The sequence below is a fragment of the Microbulbifer maximicatervae (SeqCode) genome (assembly GCF_052467325.1).
In genome coordinates, this window is the sequence record NZ_CP174310.1 from 1,986,389 (window position 1) to 2,001,583 (window position 15,195).

A 15,195-nucleotide genomic window follows, 5' to 3' on the forward strand; every position below is an offset into this window, starting at 1 on the left:
CGCTGCAGCCCTACTCGACCACGACGGTAATTTTCTTGGACATCACAGGCTCTTTATGTGGCACATGCATATAGTTGCCCAGAACCAGTTGTAGCGTATGTTTGCCGGGTGGCAAGGTAACTTGAGTCTCGGTTTGCCCGCCACCAAAGTGAATGATGTTCTTACTCGCCGGCAAAGGCTTGCTCATATCCGGCATATCATCCACATCAATCAGCAGATGATGGTGGCCGGTATTCTCTTGATTGGTACCCGCCGGTGCCACCCCCATACCAGACAAACCAAACTTCACCGTAAATGTCTGGGGCACCTTCTCTCCATCTTTCGGCGAGATAATATAGACCTTGGCATCTGCTGGGGCCTTACTGCTCATATCCATTTTGCTTTCGTGCTCAGACGCATGTAACAGCGGCGACAACATCAGTGCGCTGGCAAACAGCAGAGAACTGGATTTAATCATGTGTATTCCTTCCTGATAGGGCGCCCAGATCGCGCCAATTCTTATAATCTGGCTTTACAGCTTCTCGGCCGCGGCACCTTGGTACCGTTCGGCATTGACACTTTAACAGACCAAAGTTTCAGTTCCAGAGACTATCAGGGAATATAGTTGCGGAAAGAAAAAGAGAGATAGGATTTGTGACAGCGCTACTTATTTAAATCTGCTTTGCGGCAATTACGCAAGAGAGAGCCCGGACCAACCGGGCCAGAAAAATCAGATACTCACCCGCCCCTCTTGGGTCCACTCGCAGCGAACCTGCATATCGCCGCTGCCCGGCTCGTGATAAAGGCCAGCGGATTCCCAGCTGAAAGAGTGAACGCCGGAAAGCTCAGTTTCCAAATGCACAGTTGCCGAAACCCAATACATACTCTTCAACAACTCTTCAAACTTCTGTATCCACAAATCCCACTCGTATTCTACCGCCCGATAGGAAGCGCCAAAGTGGATTACATCGGTTTGGTACTGGGATTGCTTCACCTTAATGGTGGGAATAGCAAACATATCCCGGCACAGGAATGGCCATTCATCAGCACTGGGCAGAGCGAGCACAGCATTGCGGTTCACCCTGCGCCGATCGCTGCCGCCAGCGAGGCTATTGCTGTCTTTGATACAACCGTAAACGATGGATTCCTGATCGCCCTGAAGCATTAATTCCATTCCTTACCACAGTGCCACTGGACATCAGGTACCCAGGGCAAAACAGATCTAAGGCATCAACTTTAACGGCGAAGCGACCAGAAAGCCACAAAACAAAACACGAACCTGCAAAGTGCTCAAAAGTTCGGCTATTCAGTTACTAATGGTGCCCCGCCTAAAATACCAGGACTAAATCTCATAGCCCCTTTCGCGCAGCATATCCAGAAGAGCCTCTTCATCCATAACCGTGATACCCAGTTCCTGTGCTTTGGTCAATTTTGAGCCGGCGCCTGGCCCGGCAACCAGAGTGCCGGTCTTGGCGGAAACACTTCCTGCAACTTTCGCACCCAGCCTCTGTAAGTAGTCTTTTGCTTCACTGCGGGACAGGGTTTCCAGTTTGCCGGTAAGCACCCAGGTTTCCCCTGCCAGGGGCTGATCCTGCTCGTCACTCTCTTCCGCTTGCCAATGCACACCCGCCTGCTGCAGTGCCTCCACCTCTTCTTGGGCATGAGGCTGCTGAAAAAACTCAGCAACAAAATGAGCGACCACTGGGCCCACATCTTCAACTTCCTGCAAAGCCTCGACATCTGCCGACATTAGCGGATTCAATTCACCAAAGTGCCGCGCCAAATTACGCGCTGTAGCCTCACCCACTTCCCGGATACCCAGGGCATAGAGGAATTTAGGCAGCGTGGTCTCTTTACTGCGCTCCAGTGCATCAAGGAGGTTCTGGGCAGACTTTTGCCCCATTCGCTCAAGTCCCGCCACCTGCTCCAAAGTGAGGTGGTAGAGCCCGGACACCGAGTGTAACAAGTCCTCATCTACCAGCTGCTCTACCAACTTGTCTCCCAGACCATCAATGTCCATCGCTTTACGCGAAGCGAAATGCTTGATGGCCTGCTTGCGCTGGGCACTACAAATCAAGCCACCGCTACAGCGGACCACCGCCTCACCGGGCGTGGATTCCACCGGCGAACCGCATACCGGGCAATGCGTGGGGAATTCAATAGCGTGACCACCCGGCTTGCGCTTGCTCTCCACTACAGAAACCACCTGCGGGATAACATCTCCGGCACGGCGAATAATGACGGTATCACCCACCTGTACGCCGAGGCGCTCGATCTCATCTCGATTGTGCAGAGTTGCATTGGAAACGGTAACCCCGCCGACAAACACCGGTTGTAGGCGAGCAACCGGGGTGACCGCACCGGTGCGCCCTACCTGGAACTCAACATCCAACAATTCAGTCATTTCCTCCTGAGCGGGAAACTTATAGGCCATGGCCCAACGGGGTGCGCGGGCAACAAAACCGAGACGGCGCTGCAGGGGAATACTGTTGACCTTAAAAACAATACCGTCGATATCATAAGCGAGGTCCTCGCGCTTCTCGCCGATTTCCCGGTAGTAATCGATGCAGCCCTGAATATCTTTAGCGACGCGCATCTCCCGATTTGTACGGAAGCCCCAATGCCCCAGCAACTGCAAAGTCTCAACGTGCTTTTCCGGCAGCTCACCGTCCTCTACAAGGCCAGTGCCATAAACACACAATTCCAGCGGTCTCTGCGCTGTTATGCGGGAGTCCAATTGACGCAAACTACCGGCAGCGGCATTTCGAGGATTTACGAAAAGCTTCTCACCCGCCGCAGCCGCTTTGCAATTCAATTCGGCAAAGCCCGCTTTCGGCATATAGATTTCACCGCGCACCTCCAATACACCCGGATACTTTTCAATACCATCTGCTTGACGCAAACGCAGAGGTACAGATCCCACGGTGCGTACATTCTGGGTGATATCCTCACCCGTCGTGCCATCCCCTCGCGTTGCCGCTCGCTCAAGTACGCCGTCGCGATATAAAAGGCTGATAGCGATACCGTCTAACTTGGGTTCACAGGCGTATTCCACCGGCCCTTTACTGTTGAGGCGCTCACACACCCGGCGGTCAAACTCCAGCAACTCTTCATCATTAAAGGCGTTATCCAAAGACAACATCGCCACCTCATGGCGAACTTCCTGAAAAGAGGAAAGCGGCTCTGCGCCGACCCGCTGGGTGGGAGAATCCGGAGTTAGCAGCTGAGGATATTCACTTTCCAAGTCCTGCAACTCGCGCAGGCGCCGGTCGTACTCAATATCCGGCAACTCGGGATCATCAAGCACATAGTATTGGTGATTCGCACGCTGGAGGATTTCATGTAATTCCTGAACACGTTCGCGCACTTGAGGGGAAATAGTTTGATGAGTCATCGGCAATTCGAGTGAATAAAAATAATAGTTAGAAAATTATTTCGATTTTACATGCAAATACGGCCCGAGCTTACGGCTAATTTCCAAAATGAAAATCAGCCGGCATCCCGGGCCGCATTAAAAATGGCAACAATTATGTAGAGATTGCGCGCTAGCTTTGCGCCATCGCTAAAGTCCTTCGGCGCTGGTACTCCACAACCCGCTGACGATAATGCTCCGCCGTTTGCGCGGTAAATACACTGCGATTCTCATCCTTCAATTCGCCACCGAGCAGCTCAGCAATTTTGTATGAGGTGGAAAGCAGTTGATCGAAAGCTTTAATCGCCTCGCCTTCCACAGGTAGTGTCAGGAACAGGCTAACACCCGGCGTGGCAAATTCTTCCATCTGGGCCAGGTCGAAAACGCCGGGCACAACAATATTGGCGAGACTAAAGATAATGGCCCCATCAGCACCGCCGTGCTCATGGTAGTGAAAAATATTCATTTCACCAAAGCGCATGCCACAGGCAACCATTACCCGAAGTAAGTCATTACCCTCGAAGTAATCCCCTTCTGGCGCCATTACATTAATCACCAGCACCTCACGGGTGGGAGCACCTTCACCAACACTGCCAGAGCTTGGAGACTGAGAAGATCGCTCGGCTTGAGAATCCTCATGCACCGCTTCATGCTCAGGACTGTGAGCGCTATCCATCGCATTTAGGCTTTCAGTCTCATCTAATGCAGGCTCATAGCGTTGCTCTTCACCGACCGACTCCATCAGGGTGGGGACTTGCTCTTCCAAATCGAGGATACCCTGCTCTTCCGGGCTCCTCTGGGGATTGCTGCCAGCGAGCGGTTTGCGCGAGGAAATAAAGCTCTCCTGTACCTGGCGATTCACATGTAGCGCATCCTCTAGCGGACGGCGCTGAACAACGCGAGCCTGCCCGGGCAATTCGCTGTTTGCGGGCTTGGGCTCTCGCGTCTCCAGGGGTTTGCGGACCGGGGGCTCTTCTTCAGCCTTCTCTGAGACCGGGTCAGCTTCATTTTTTACTTCAGATTGCATGGCCCGCGACAGATTGCGGGAGACCTTAACTGCCGCGCGCTGTCGCAAGATCGCCCGGCGTATGCCATCGACCACAACGACCAGCAGAACGACAACCAGGATTGTAACCAGCCAGTTATCCATTTTTTAGCGCCTCTCCCTTTACGCCCTTATGCAGAAGCCAGCTCGGCTGCTTCTTCCACATTCACCGACACCAGTCGGGATACACCCGGCTCGTGCATGGTAACCCCCAGCAACTGATCCGCCATCTCCATTGCGATCTTGTTGTGGGTAATATAGATGAACTGAACGTGTTCTGACATTTCTTTAACCATTCGTGCGTAACGACCAACGTTAGCATCGTCAAGGGGAGCATCCACCTCATCCAACATACAGAAAGGTGCTGGATTCAGACGGAAAATCGAGAATACCAATGCGATCGCCGTCAGCGCTTTTTCTCCACCCGAGAGCAGATGGATTGTGCTGTTGCGCTTGCCCGGCGGGCGGGCCATGATCGCGATACCAGTATCGAGCAGATCTTCACCGGTAAGTTCCAGATAGGCATTACCACCACCGAAAACTTTCGGGAAGAGTTCCTGCAGGCCCGCATTTACCTGATCAAAAGTTTCCTTGAAGCGGGTTCTCGTTTCCTTGTCGATTTTCTTAATTGCATTTTCCAGGGTCTCAAGCGCTTCCATCAGATCCCCATGCTGGCGATCCAGGTAGTTCTTGCGTTCAGACTCCTGCTTGTACTCATCGATAGCGGCGAGGTTAATCGGCCCGAGACGCGAGATACGCGCAGCTACCAATTCCAAATCTTCCTGTACCTGTTTAATCGTCAGATCGCCAGGTAACTGCTCGAGCAGCTGATCGATATCGTGCTCGCTCTCGCGCAGCTGCTCTACCAATCCGTTTCGCTGCACTTCCAGTGTCTGCGCAGCGAGACGCTCCTGCTCAAGCTGGGCGCGCACCCCCTGAAGAGCCGCCTCCACTTTGTGGCGCTCCTGTTCCTGCTCACGCAGGCCGGTCTCAACCTCTTCCAGCTTTTTGCGCGCATCGGCGAGTTCCGTTTCCACCTCAATACGCTCGCCGAGTTTTTCTTCCAACTCAGCCTGAAAATCCTGGGAGGGGTCCTGGGTCTCCTCCATTTGCTCCTGCAATTGCTGACGACGACTGCGCAACCTTTCCAGCTGCTCGCTCATCACCTGCAAAGTGCGCTCGAGAGACACCATCTGGGTGCGCACTGACTGCTCGCGCATAGCCAGTTCATGGGCGCGATCCTTGTCCTCCCGCGCACGCTGGCGCACGGCATCCAAAGCTTCGCGCAATTCCTCCCGGCGTGCCATTAGCGTTTCGCGACGATCGGTATCATCACTCATCGCCTCGACAGCTTCCTGCAGCATTAGACGAGCTTCCGACAGGGACTCCCCTTCCAACTCCTGCTGCTCACGCACCTCATCGATTTCCTGCTCAATTCGGATACGGCGCTCATTCATCTGCTCCGCACGCGCCCGTCGGGCGGACAACTGGCTGCGCAGCTCTGCCTCGCGACGCCCGAGCTGGTCGGACTCATTGCGAGCTTGTTCGATGGAGCGCTCGAGATCGACCGTTTGCGTGCGCAGGGACTCGCGTCGCTCGGCAATGCTCTCTATCTGCTCCTCACATAGGGCCAACTCCTGCCCCAGGGTTTCAAGATCCTGCTTGCGCGCCAGGACCCCGGCCTCTGCATCACTGGCGCGATTCACTCGCAACCAGTTGGGACCGAGCCAGAGCCCATCGCGAGTCACAATAGACTCATGAGCTTGCAAACTCGCGCGTCTGGACAGCGCCTCAGTCAAATCCTCTGCGGTATAAATTCCCGCCAAGATGCCGGAGAGAGAGGACGGCCCCTGAACCATATCCTGCAGCGAAGGAAGCGCTCCCTTCGCACTGCTATTTACAGCACTGTTATCGATCAGAACCGCTTGACCGCTTTCCAGTGCCGCCAACCCTTCAGCCACGGACTCGAGCTGTTCGACACATACCGCCTGCAATTGGGGGCCGAGGATAGTTTCAACTGCGGTTTCCCAGCCGGGCTGGGCTTTAATCTGGTCGGCGAGCCGGGGCTTGTCAGCCAGGGCTTGCTGCTGCAGCCAATTCTCAACTGCCTTGCCTTGCCCTAAAGCAGCTTGCTGCAAGGCTTCCAGAGACGCCTGACGGCCTCGCCCGGTTTGCAGCTGCAAGCGTAACTGATCGAGTTCGGTAGCCAGCTCCCGCTCCTGCACACGGAGACTGTCCAGAGACTCGCGACGCTCTGCCGCTTCCTCGCGGCGCTCTTCAGCCTGCATTTCCAGCTCGGCCATCTGCTCGTTCAGCTGCAGTGTCTCTTCATCGTCGTCAGAGACCTGGAGGCCGGACTGCTCCGCCAATAGCTTATTGATCCGCTCCAGCAGCCGCTGGCCAGAAGTTTCCAGGTGCTGGATGCGGGATTGTTGCACTTCAGCTTTCTGACGGGAGCCAGAGGCACCCTGGTTAAACTGGTCCCACTCGTTCTGCCAATTGCGCATCTGCTCTTCAGATTCGAGCAGCGCCGCAGCAGATTCCTCTTCTGCTGCCAAGACCATCTCCAGGTCCGGCAGGATAATCTCAAGTTCCTCCTCAAACTGGGCCGCTTTTTCGCGATCCACTTCGAGGTTGGTCTCCGCCTCGCGATATTCCTGTTCGGTTTGCGCCAAATCGGAATGCAGGCGAGTAGAGCGCTCACGAGCGTGGGCAATGCTCTGCTCCAAGCGGGCGATATCTCCACCGACGGCGTAGAAGCGCCCCTGGACTTCGTTAAAGCTGTCAGATAGCTCGTGGTACCCCACGCGCTTTTGCTCAATGCCTGTGTCACAGGTGACCTGGCGGGTAACCAGCTCTTCAACGGTAAGTTCAAGCTCACCTATCTGCTGCTGCTTGGCCTTGGATTGGTCATCCAGTTCGCGGTATTTAAGCGCTTGCAAGTTAGCCTTGTGGCTGCGCTCTTCCTCTTTAAATCGGCTGTATTTTTCCGCTGCTGCGGACTGTCGCTCCAGTCGGGACAACTGGCGATCCAGTTCATCGCGAATATCCGTGAGGCGCTCAAGGTTTTCAGAGGTCCGCCGCATCCGGTTTTCAGTATCCCGGCGGCGCTCCTTGTATTTGGAGATACCGGCGGCCTCTTCGATATAGACACGCAGCTCTTCGGGCTTGGCTTCGATCAGCTTGGAGATCATGCCCTGCTCAATAATGGCGTAGCTGCGCGGACCCAGGCCGGTGCCCAAGAAGAGATCGGTAACATCGCGGCGGCGACACTTCTCGCCATTCAGGTAATAGGTGTTCTGTGCTTCCCGGGTTACCTTGCGCTTGACGGAAATCTCCGAGAAAGAGGCATAGGCTCCAGAAAGCTTGCCCTCAGAGTTATCAAATACCAACTCAATCGAGGCCTGCCCCACGGGCTTGCGGCCACTGGAGCCGTTGAAGATAACGTCCGTCATCGAATCGCCGCGCAGGTTCTTTGCGGAAGATTCCCCCATTACCCAGCGCACCGCATCGATTGTGTTGGATTTACCACAGCCATTGGGACCCACCACCGAGTTGAGGTTTGTCGGAAAATAGACAGTGGTAGGGTCAACAAAAGATTTGAAGCCCGCTAGCTTGATGCACTTCAGACGCATGTATTTATAAACTCGATATTTTTCTCTGCCGGGCGGGACACCAAACCTTCAATCTTACTTGGTGTCGCCAGAGCATTCAGCGCTATTCTTCACAGTAATGTTCAGTCGGGATTATCAATCCGACCAAGCAGCGGTCAAGTCAAACATGACGATCGCTACCAAATGCCAACTTGCCCCAATAGAACTCATCAATATCGGGGCAATGTGAGCTTGAGGCCAATTAGACGCAAGAATGCCATCCGGCCGCAAATAAAAATGAGGCCACAGCTTACACTGTGACCTCATTTTCGACAGTCACAGCCAGTTACAGCTGACTATCGATGGCTATTGACTGAGTTTCACTCCAGCGGGATTTAGGTAATTCACTAATCATTCCTTGCCAATCCCCTGGAGCCGGACGCGCATCCCCCTTAATGGCCAGTCGCGCCACCAACTGTACAGAGTCGACAGTGGCGATGGAGCTTCCAGGCATCATTGCTCGGGACTCATCCAGCACAACCTCTGCCGGTAACTGCCCAGCCGTGAGGCGCACAATAGCCAGAGGCATCGGGCTCGCAGCACTGCGTGCATAGATAAATACCGGGGTAGATTCTGGAGCTTCAACCCCCTCCCCCAAACTGACCTGAACTCGAATCTGCGGGCCTTTCTCTTTCGTTTCTACCTTTGCCTGCACCGCTACAGCCTCACCGCTGCCTGCCAAAGCGCTCTCGGCCCTGGCAACGCCAGCCTGAAGCGCCTCTGCTGCTGCAGATCCTGGGGGAAGCTGGCTAAGTGCTAGCTGCCAATGCTGGCGAGCCTTGCGGTAGTCCCCATCTTCAAAAGCGGCAATACCCGCCAAGCCCAGCACAGTACCATTGGATGGCTGCACCTGTAACACCTGCTCAATCAAGGAGCGGATTTCATCGGTAATCTTGGAACCGCCTTCAAAAAACAGCGCTTGCGCCAGCTCAGCTTTAACATTGGCCGCCTGGGGCTCGCGAGCCACAACATAGCGATAGGAATCTACCGCCCCAGCCAAATCGCCACTCACCAGTAGCCGCTGCGCCAATATATAGCGACTGCTAAGATCATCTGGATGAGTTTTAGCCCGCTCCTGCAACTGACGGGTGATTTTTGCCTCTTCCTCCGAAGAGGTGTGCCCACCTTGGCTCGCCACCATATCGCGATACAAAGCTACTTCGGACGGTCGGTCGGAAAACCCGTAGGCAGCTGCTGCAATTGCAGGCACCAAAACCGCCAGCCCGATTAGCAATCGGCCGCCACCCTGCCTGGCTTCACCAGATTGACTTTCCTGCTGAGCCGCCAGCAGTTCCCGCGCGAGATCTGCCTCCAGCTGGGCAAACTGCTTTTCATCCATCGCACCGCTCTGCACCGCAGCGCGAAGTTCTTTACTGCGCTCCCGGTAGAGCGCTGCCATAGCCTCTCGCTTGCTACTACCGCTGCGACGTCTGCCTGCAGCTCTCAAAGCAGGAATCAGAAATACAAAAGCTACCAACAGTAGCAGTAGGGCTACACCAAACCAGATATCAATCATTTACCTTCCTTCCCGCTATCACCTTCATCTACAGCTCCTTCTCCCAACAACTGCTTTAATCGACGCCGCTCATCATCAGTGAGTTCCCCACTGCCGTCATCTTGGCGAGCCCCGGTACCACTTTTTGAGCGCATCACGATCACAATCAAGGCCAGAAGCCCGAAAACGGCAAAGACTCCCGGAGCCAACCACAGGATCAAAGTATTTTTCTGAACAGGTGGGCGGTAGAGCACAAAATCCCCATAGCGGGCCACCATGTAGTCAACGATTTCCTGGTCCGTAAATCCCTCCTCCAGCAAACGGCGAATTTCACGGCGCAAGTCCGAGGAAATAGACGCATCGGAGTCTGCCAGGTTCTGGTTTTGACATTTGGGGCAGCGCATCTCTTCAATAAGCACGCGATACCTTGCATCCAGCTCGGGAGAGGACAATTTTTGTGTCTCAACTACCGCATGTGCAGCGATGGACAGGCAAAAAATACCGAATACCAGTACAAGTTGGGCCAGCCAGGTCTTCTGTGTCACAGCTTTTCTCACGCTCTAACTAACGGGAATTGGGGCGATTATAACAGTGTCACCCCCCGGCGGACACGCCCACGAATTCACACAAAAGCGCGTTAACTCATTGAAAGACAAAAAAAAATTCAAAAAAGGCGTTGACGCCACGAAGAATATCATTAAGATACGCAGCTCCTGACACGGGGTGGTTAGCTCAGTTGGGAGAGCGACGGCCTTACAAGCCGTAGGTCACAGGTTCGACCCCTGTACCACCCACCACCTCTCTTACTCTTGCCCGGCAAGAGCAACCAAGAGAAGCAGGAATGCGGACCGGTAGTTCAGTTGGTTAGAATGCCGGCCTGTCACGCCGGAGGTCGCGGGTTCGAGTCCCGTCCGGTCCGCCATATACAAAAAAGCCCTGCTCGCAAGAGCGGGGCTTTTTTGTTTGTGCCTCATATCTTTTCATTTTTCTCATATTTTATTTTCAGTTGCTTACGCTGGAAATTTGAAAGAGCCACAAAAAAATAACCAAATCTCAGCGTAAAAAAATAGTGCGAGCCCCGTGCTGGCAAAATTTTTCTGCAACAATTTTCTCTAGCCTGAATTTTTATTTTCTGAATTTCTACGCAGCTGATTTTGATCGATAAAAACAGCTTAAAGAACCCTCAAAAAATCCTCTAATTAATTAATTTTTAAACAATTTTTGGATGTTTTTTATTCTTAAAAAAATTTTTAAAAATCTCCCAACAAAATTGTTGACCGCAAAAAAAATATCATTAAGATACGCAGCTCCTGACACGGGGTGGTTAGCTCAGTTGGGAGAGCGACGGCCTTACAAGCCGTAGGTCACAGGTTCGACCCCTGTACCACCCACCACTTCTCTTACTCTTGCCCGGCAAGAGCAACCAAAGAGAAGCAGGAATGCGGACCGGTAGTTCAGTTGGTTAGAATGCCGGCCTGTCACGCCGGAGGTCGCGGGTTCGAGTCCCGTCCGGTCCGCCATATACAAAAAAGCCCTGCTCGCAAGAGCGGGGCTTTTTTGTATATGAAAAATTCAAAACCACTTTTCAATACACAACCACCTCCCCACTCCCCACCACAAACTGTGCAGACCGACTAACAAAACTAATAGAAAACCGGGGCAATGAAAGTAGCACCCTGTTTTATTACCAAATATTGCCAATAGACGAGCAGCAATTTCTTCAAATACACACCCACTTCTCACACTTAAAGCCAGACGCAAACTTTTTTAGAAAAACTTCCCTAAGTTGTTGACCTAAGTAAAAAAATCATTATGATACGCAGCTCCTGACACGGGGTGGTTAGCTCAGTTGGGAGAGCGACGGCCTTACAAGCCGTAGGTCACAGGTTCGACCCCTGTACCACCCACCACTTCTCTTACTCTTGCCCGGCAAGAGCAACCAAAGAGAAGCAGGAATGCGGACCGGTAGTTCAGTTGGTTAGAATGCCGGCCTGTCACGCCGGAGGTCGCGGGTTCGAGTCCCGTCCGGTCCGCCATATACAAAAAAGCCCTGCTCGCAAGAGCGGGGCTTTTTTGTATGCGCTAATTAGAAAAGAGTTTGGTTTTTTAAACTTCAGCTGAAGCCGCCTGGCTCTCCTCCCATTCCCCATCCACTGCTTCTTCGCCGCCATGCAATAGATGCATCAATCGCTCCAGCTCCGGCATTTCGTTAAAGCACTCCGCTTCACCAGAAATTTCATCCCAGGATGCTTTGGATTCAGTGCAAAGATGGGCCACGACCTTCCCATCGATATCCCCCTCCAGCAATCCAGCAGGCACCCAGAAGTGCGTTGTATTACTCATTAAGTGAGGAACTGTACTTCCGCATCCACCGCAAAAGTCAGATCGATAGCCCGTAGGAGTCCGGAATGAAGAGATTCTGTCTAAGCCCCGCACCCAGCGAAACTGATCCCGGCTAATAAACATGGCAGTATCCGAGGCGGAACCACTCAATTTGCGGCAGAGCGAGCAATGGCATTGGTAAAGGTTTGGAATTGGCTCTTCCAGCTGGAACTCAACCCCACCGCATAGGCACTTACCATTCATCCCTTTCTCCTTCCGCAAAACTGTTATTCGAAGTCGTCCATGAAATCGCAATAGGTTAGCAACAATATCTCAGTCCTACCCAAGACTCCTATAGACACACAGTGAAGTAAATGCCATTTGGCGCCTCATTCAACGAATATCATTAAATATCCAAGGATCTGGGGTTTAGCTTCGCCGTGAGGATATGATCCTCCCAACATCCATTGATCTTCAGGTATTTTGCCGCCCTACCCTCGACAACGAAGCCCAACGCCTCCAGTAGGGCTGCCGACCTATCGTTACCAGGCATGTAGTTGGCCATCACTCTATTCAAATTTAAGGTGTCAAAAGCATAATCAACGACATGACGACACAAGCTCCCCATTAAGCCCCGCCCCTCGTGGGACTGGTCAACTGCATATCCCATATTACAGGCCTGAAATGGGCCTCGGATGATATTCGTCAAGGAGCAAACGCCCAGTAACTGATCACACCCGGACTCTAATGCAGCAAACTTTAAAATTCCTCCAGAGCTGATGCGTCGAATCCAGGACCCGGAACTGTGAAAACCAGGCTCACGTATGGGCTCCCAGCGCTTCAGGTGCTCTTCATTAGATAGATAAAATGCAGATATGGCGGGCGCATCTGTCACTCCGAGCAAACGTATTTCCACCAGTCGATTACCTCACCATTCACATTCTGATTAAGCTCAATCAACCCATTCATACCGGCACTACTATTCAATTGACGGTAAAGAGTCCCGCTGACCGGGAAGCTCACGAAGAAATTCCCAACCCCGGGTCCTGCCGCTCTCATAACCTTCCTCGAGCAACTCTGCTTCCTGGGTAAAACGCTTAACCGGGAAATTGTCTGGAGGCGCAATAACCGAAACCTGGCACCCCTCTGGAGGCACCTCGATAAACTCCAGAGCCCGATTATATTTCTCCCCCCTCTCCAGCACGGCCTCAAATAGCCGGGCATGATCACGGAAAAACTGTTTGATAAACTTTGGAGCAGGCCCCTTAATTTTCCGATACCCCAGAGGGCGCGAAAGAATAACGGTTATATTTCTGGCCCCCTGCTGATAGGCCTGAATAATCGGTATCGAATCAGCCAGGCCACCATCGGTCATAGGCTCCCCATCCACTTCAGGAAACCCCCGGTAAGCAACCGGAATGGCACAAGAAGCCGGGAAAACCTGGTGCATGTTTTCCGGAGTTACTTTCAGGTATCTAGCCTCCCCCGTGTTGATACTGGTAGTCACGGCATAAAGCGGTATTCCATTCTCAACATAACTATCGACACTGAGCGGAATATCCTGATATGACGCATGCCACAACCAGCCAATATCACAAAAATGACCGCCTCGGAGATAGCGGCGCCAGTCAATGAAGTCCGCCCGCCGGGCATGGTCCATTAGTATTTGCCGACTTCGCCCATGGTTTCCCGCCAGATAACCAATCAAGTTGGTGGAGCCTGCGGATACACCGATCGCAAAATCAAATGGCCGATAGCCCGCCTCCAAAAATGCATCCAATACGCCTGCAGCGAAAATCCCCCGCATAGCACCCCCTTCGACCACAAGGGCTGACTGGGAATTCTCGTTAATCAAAATACAGTCTTCCATAGCGAGCAACCGTTAAAACCAAACCATCTCTACCTTTGCCAAGCAGATTCCAATAGCACTATGATTGAGGCATTCAGGTAATCCGTTGAGTTAAACCAAGTATGCCAACAATTGCGTTTAAAGCGCCGTGGAGCCGCCAGCTCCAAATTATCAGTGCCATATGCACATTACTCCTACTGGGACTGCCGCTCTTTCTGGCATCGAGAGCACCAGCTGCTCCATCTACCCTCTATAGCATTGCCATAGCACTTCCGCCTGCAATACTGGCTCTCAGCGCCTTCTTTGCCATCCGTGGTTACGCCATCAAAAATGGCAACCTCTTGATATTGCGCCCGGGCTGGAAAACCACCATCTCCTTGGAGGGGCTATCTGAAGCATTCCCCGACTCAACCGCCATGCAAGGATCAGTCCGCATCTTTGGCAACTCCGGCTTATTTGGCTATATAGGCCTGTTTCAAAACCAAAAATTGGGGCGCTATCGTGCATTTGCTACCGATCAGCAAAAATCTGTCGTACTGCGTCTGGCTACACAAACTATCGTGATCACCCCCGATAAACCGGAGCGGGCAGCGGACATTCTCCGCCAACACTGCCAACTTCAACCCAATCCAAATTAATTGCTCCGACAACAACGCCACACGAATAGGCACGAGAAGTCGACAGGAAGTTCAAACCGATGAAAAAGTTCACTTTTATAATTGCCGCCGCATTTACGCTGCTATCAGCAAGTGCTCACTCCGCTTGTGTGATTTTATTGCATGGACTAGCCAAATCAGATAGCTCAATGGAGAAACTGGCAAAGGCCATAGATGCCGAAGGTTTCCAAACGGTCAATATTGATTACCCTTCGACCAAGCACTCCATTGAAACCTTGGCCAGCATGACCATAGCGCCTGCTGTCGAGGAGTGCGGTAACGCGGAAGAAATCAATTTTGTCACTCACTCCATGGGCGGCATTCTGGTAAGGCAATATCTACATTCAGCTGAAATCAAAAACCTGAATCGCGTTGTCATGTTGGGCCCACCCAATAAAGGCAGCGAAGTAGTTGATAAACTGGGAACATTCCCCGGTTTCAAGTTTATGTTTGGCGATGCTGGGCTGCAGTTGGGTACCGGCGAGATGAGCGTCCCCAACAAGCTCGGTAGTGCAGATTTTGATGTAGGTATTATTGCCGGTACTCGCAGCATCAACCTGATTCTATCCCGCCTTATCCCAGAAACCGATGATGGTAAAGTCTCCGTATCCAGCACAAAACTGGATGGCATGAATGATCATCTGCAAATGCCAGTGACCCATGTGTTTATGATGAAAGATAAAAAAGTCATCTCGCAAGTTATCCATTACCTTAAGCATGGATTCTTTCATAGAGCCGGCAATCAGGCATCCAATTAAAATTAATCGATCTTATAAATAATCTA

Annotated in this window: 12 protein-coding genes and 6 tRNA genes; 8 read left to right on the forward strand and 10 right to left on the reverse strand. The window is 52.5% G+C overall.

Features of this window, described 5'->3' with window-relative positions:
* Nucleotides 1-10: 10 nt before the first annotated feature.
* From ACJJIE_RS08965 to ACJJIE_RS08995, 7 genes are all read right to left on the reverse strand, one after another.
* Nucleotides 11-457 carry a DUF4399 domain-containing protein gene (locus ACJJIE_RS08965; protein WP_282933470.1) on the reverse strand — a complete coding sequence of 149 codons (447 nt, stop codon included), beginning with the start codon at nt 455-457 and terminating at the stop codon, nt 11-13.
* A gap of 252 nt (nt 458-709) precedes the next feature.
* Entirely contained in the window at nt 710-1,144 is a 435-nt protein-coding gene (locus tag ACJJIE_RS08970) for a hypothetical protein (protein WP_282933471.1), read from the reverse strand.
* Nucleotides 1,145-1,321: 177 nt separating this feature from the next.
* Nucleotides 1,322-3,373, reverse strand: a complete 2,052-nt coding sequence (ligA, locus tag ACJJIE_RS08975) for an NAD-dependent DNA ligase LigA (protein ID WP_444894352.1) — start codon at nt 3,371-3,373, stop codon at nt 1,322-1,324.
* Between the two features lie 151 nt (nt 3,374-3,524).
* Nucleotides 3,525-4,541: a cell division protein ZipA gene (zipA, locus tag ACJJIE_RS08980; RefSeq protein WP_444894353.1), complete on the reverse strand. Its 1,017-nt coding sequence runs from the start codon at nt 4,539-4,541 to the stop codon at nt 3,525-3,527.
* Between the two features lie 26 nt (nt 4,542-4,567).
* Complete coding sequence (gene smc / locus ACJJIE_RS08985; RefSeq protein ID WP_444894354.1) at nt 4,568-8,071, reverse strand: chromosome segregation protein SMC; 3,504 nt, start codon at nt 8,069-8,071, stop codon at nt 4,568-4,570.
* A 304-nt stretch (nt 8,072-8,375) separates the two neighbouring features.
* Nucleotides 8,376-9,605 carry a c-type cytochrome biogenesis protein CcmI gene (gene ccmI / locus ACJJIE_RS08990; RefSeq protein ID WP_444894355.1) on the reverse strand — a complete coding sequence of 410 codons (1,230 nt, stop codon included), beginning with the start codon at nt 9,603-9,605 and terminating at the stop codon, nt 8,376-8,378.
* The gene (locus tag ACJJIE_RS08995) at nt 9,602-10,129 is read right to left on the reverse strand and encodes a cytochrome c-type biogenesis protein (RefSeq protein ID WP_282933476.1); all 528 of its coding nucleotides are present in this window, start codon (nt 10,127-10,129) and stop codon (nt 9,602-9,604) included. Before ACJJIE_RS08995 ends, ccmI begins: the two co-directional genes overlap by 4 nt.
* Before the next feature lie 176 nt (nt 10,130-10,305).
* Here ACJJIE_RS08995 and ACJJIE_RS09000 point away from each other — a divergent pair.
* The 6 genes from ACJJIE_RS09000 (at nt 10,306) to ACJJIE_RS09025 (ending at nt 11,620) form a co-directional block, all read left to right on the forward strand.
* A tRNA-Val gene (locus tag ACJJIE_RS09000) sits at nt 10,306-10,381 on the forward strand.
* Between the two features lie 48 nt (nt 10,382-10,429).
* Nucleotides 10,430-10,506, forward strand: a tRNA-Asp gene (locus tag ACJJIE_RS09005).
* 396 nt (nt 10,507-10,902) lie between these two features.
* Nucleotides 10,903-10,978: transfer RNA gene (locus ACJJIE_RS09010), tRNA-Val, on the forward strand.
* 49 nt (nt 10,979-11,027) lie between these two features.
* Nucleotides 11,028-11,104: transfer RNA gene (locus ACJJIE_RS09015), tRNA-Asp, on the forward strand.
* Between the two features lie 314 nt (nt 11,105-11,418).
* Nucleotides 11,419-11,494 (forward strand) — tRNA-Val (locus ACJJIE_RS09020).
* Nucleotides 11,495-11,543: 49 nt separating this feature from the next.
* Nucleotides 11,544-11,620: transfer RNA gene (locus ACJJIE_RS09025), tRNA-Asp, on the forward strand.
* Between the two features lie 70 nt (nt 11,621-11,690).
* Here ACJJIE_RS09025 and ACJJIE_RS09030 read toward each other — a convergent pair.
* From ACJJIE_RS09030 to ACJJIE_RS09040, 3 genes are all read right to left on the reverse strand, one after another.
* Nucleotides 11,691-12,170, reverse strand: coding sequence for a GFA family protein (locus ACJJIE_RS09030; RefSeq protein ID WP_282933477.1), 480 nt, complete (start codon nt 12,168-12,170; stop codon nt 11,691-11,693).
* Between the two features lie 142 nt (nt 12,171-12,312).
* Complete coding sequence (locus tag ACJJIE_RS09035) at nt 12,313-12,822, reverse strand: GNAT family N-acetyltransferase (RefSeq protein ID WP_444894356.1); 510 nt, start codon at nt 12,820-12,822, stop codon at nt 12,313-12,315.
* A 63-nt stretch (nt 12,823-12,885) separates the two neighbouring features.
* Nucleotides 12,886-13,776 carry a patatin-like phospholipase family protein gene (locus ACJJIE_RS09040; RefSeq protein WP_444894357.1) on the reverse strand — a complete coding sequence of 297 codons (891 nt, stop codon included), beginning with the start codon at nt 13,774-13,776 and terminating at the stop codon, nt 12,886-12,888.
* A gap of 101 nt (nt 13,777-13,877) precedes the next feature.
* Here ACJJIE_RS09040 and ACJJIE_RS09045 point away from each other — a divergent pair, with 101 nt between their 5' ends.
* Both ACJJIE_RS09045 and ACJJIE_RS09050 read left to right on the forward strand, forming a co-directional pair.
* On the forward strand, nt 13,878-14,393 hold the full coding sequence (locus tag ACJJIE_RS09045) for a PH domain-containing protein (protein WP_282933480.1): 516 nt from the start codon (nt 13,878-13,880) through the stop codon (nt 14,391-14,393).
* 59 nt (nt 14,394-14,452) lie between these two features.
* On the forward strand, nt 14,453-15,169 hold the full coding sequence (locus ACJJIE_RS09050) for an esterase/lipase family protein (protein WP_444894358.1): 717 nt from the start codon (nt 14,453-14,455) through the stop codon (nt 15,167-15,169).
* The last annotated feature ends 26 nt before the right edge of the window (nt 15,170-15,195 follow it).

Bases quoted from the DNA above. Each gene is read 5' to 3' on its own strand.
- ACJJIE_RS08965 (WP_282933470.1), bottom strand. From the start codon at position 457: ATGATTAAATCCAGTTCTCTGCTGTTTGCCAGCGCACTGATGTTGTCG.
- ACJJIE_RS08970 (WP_282933471.1), bottom strand. From the start codon at position 1,144: ATGCTTCAGGGCGATCAGGAATCCATCGTTTACGGTTGTATCAAAGAC.
- ligA (WP_444894352.1), bottom strand. From the start codon at position 3,373: ATGACTCATCAAACTATTTCCCCTCAAGTGCGCGAACGTGTTCAGGAA.
- zipA (WP_444894353.1), bottom strand. From the start codon at position 4,541: ATGGATAACTGGCTGGTTACAATCCTGGTTGTCGTTCTGCTGGTCGTT.
- smc (WP_444894354.1), bottom strand. From the start codon at position 8,071: ATGCGTCTGAAGTGCATCAAGCTAGCGGGCTTCAAATCTTTTGTTGAC.
- ccmI (WP_444894355.1), bottom strand. From the start codon at position 9,605: ATGATTGATATCTGGTTTGGTGTAGCCCTACTGCTACTGTTGGTAGCT.
- ACJJIE_RS09030 (WP_282933477.1), bottom strand. From the start codon at position 12,170: ATGAATGGTAAGTGCCTATGCGGTGGGGTTGAGTTCCAGCTGGAAGAG.
- ACJJIE_RS09040 (WP_444894357.1), bottom strand. From the start codon at position 13,776: ATGGAAGACTGTATTTTGATTAACGAGAATTCCCAGTCAGCCCTTGTG.
- ACJJIE_RS09045 (WP_282933480.1), top strand. From the start codon at position 13,878: ATGCCAACAATTGCGTTTAAAGCGCCGTGGAGCCGCCAGCTCCAAATT.
- ACJJIE_RS09050 (WP_444894358.1), top strand. From the start codon at position 14,453: ATGAAAAAGTTCACTTTTATAATTGCCGCCGCATTTACGCTGCTATCA.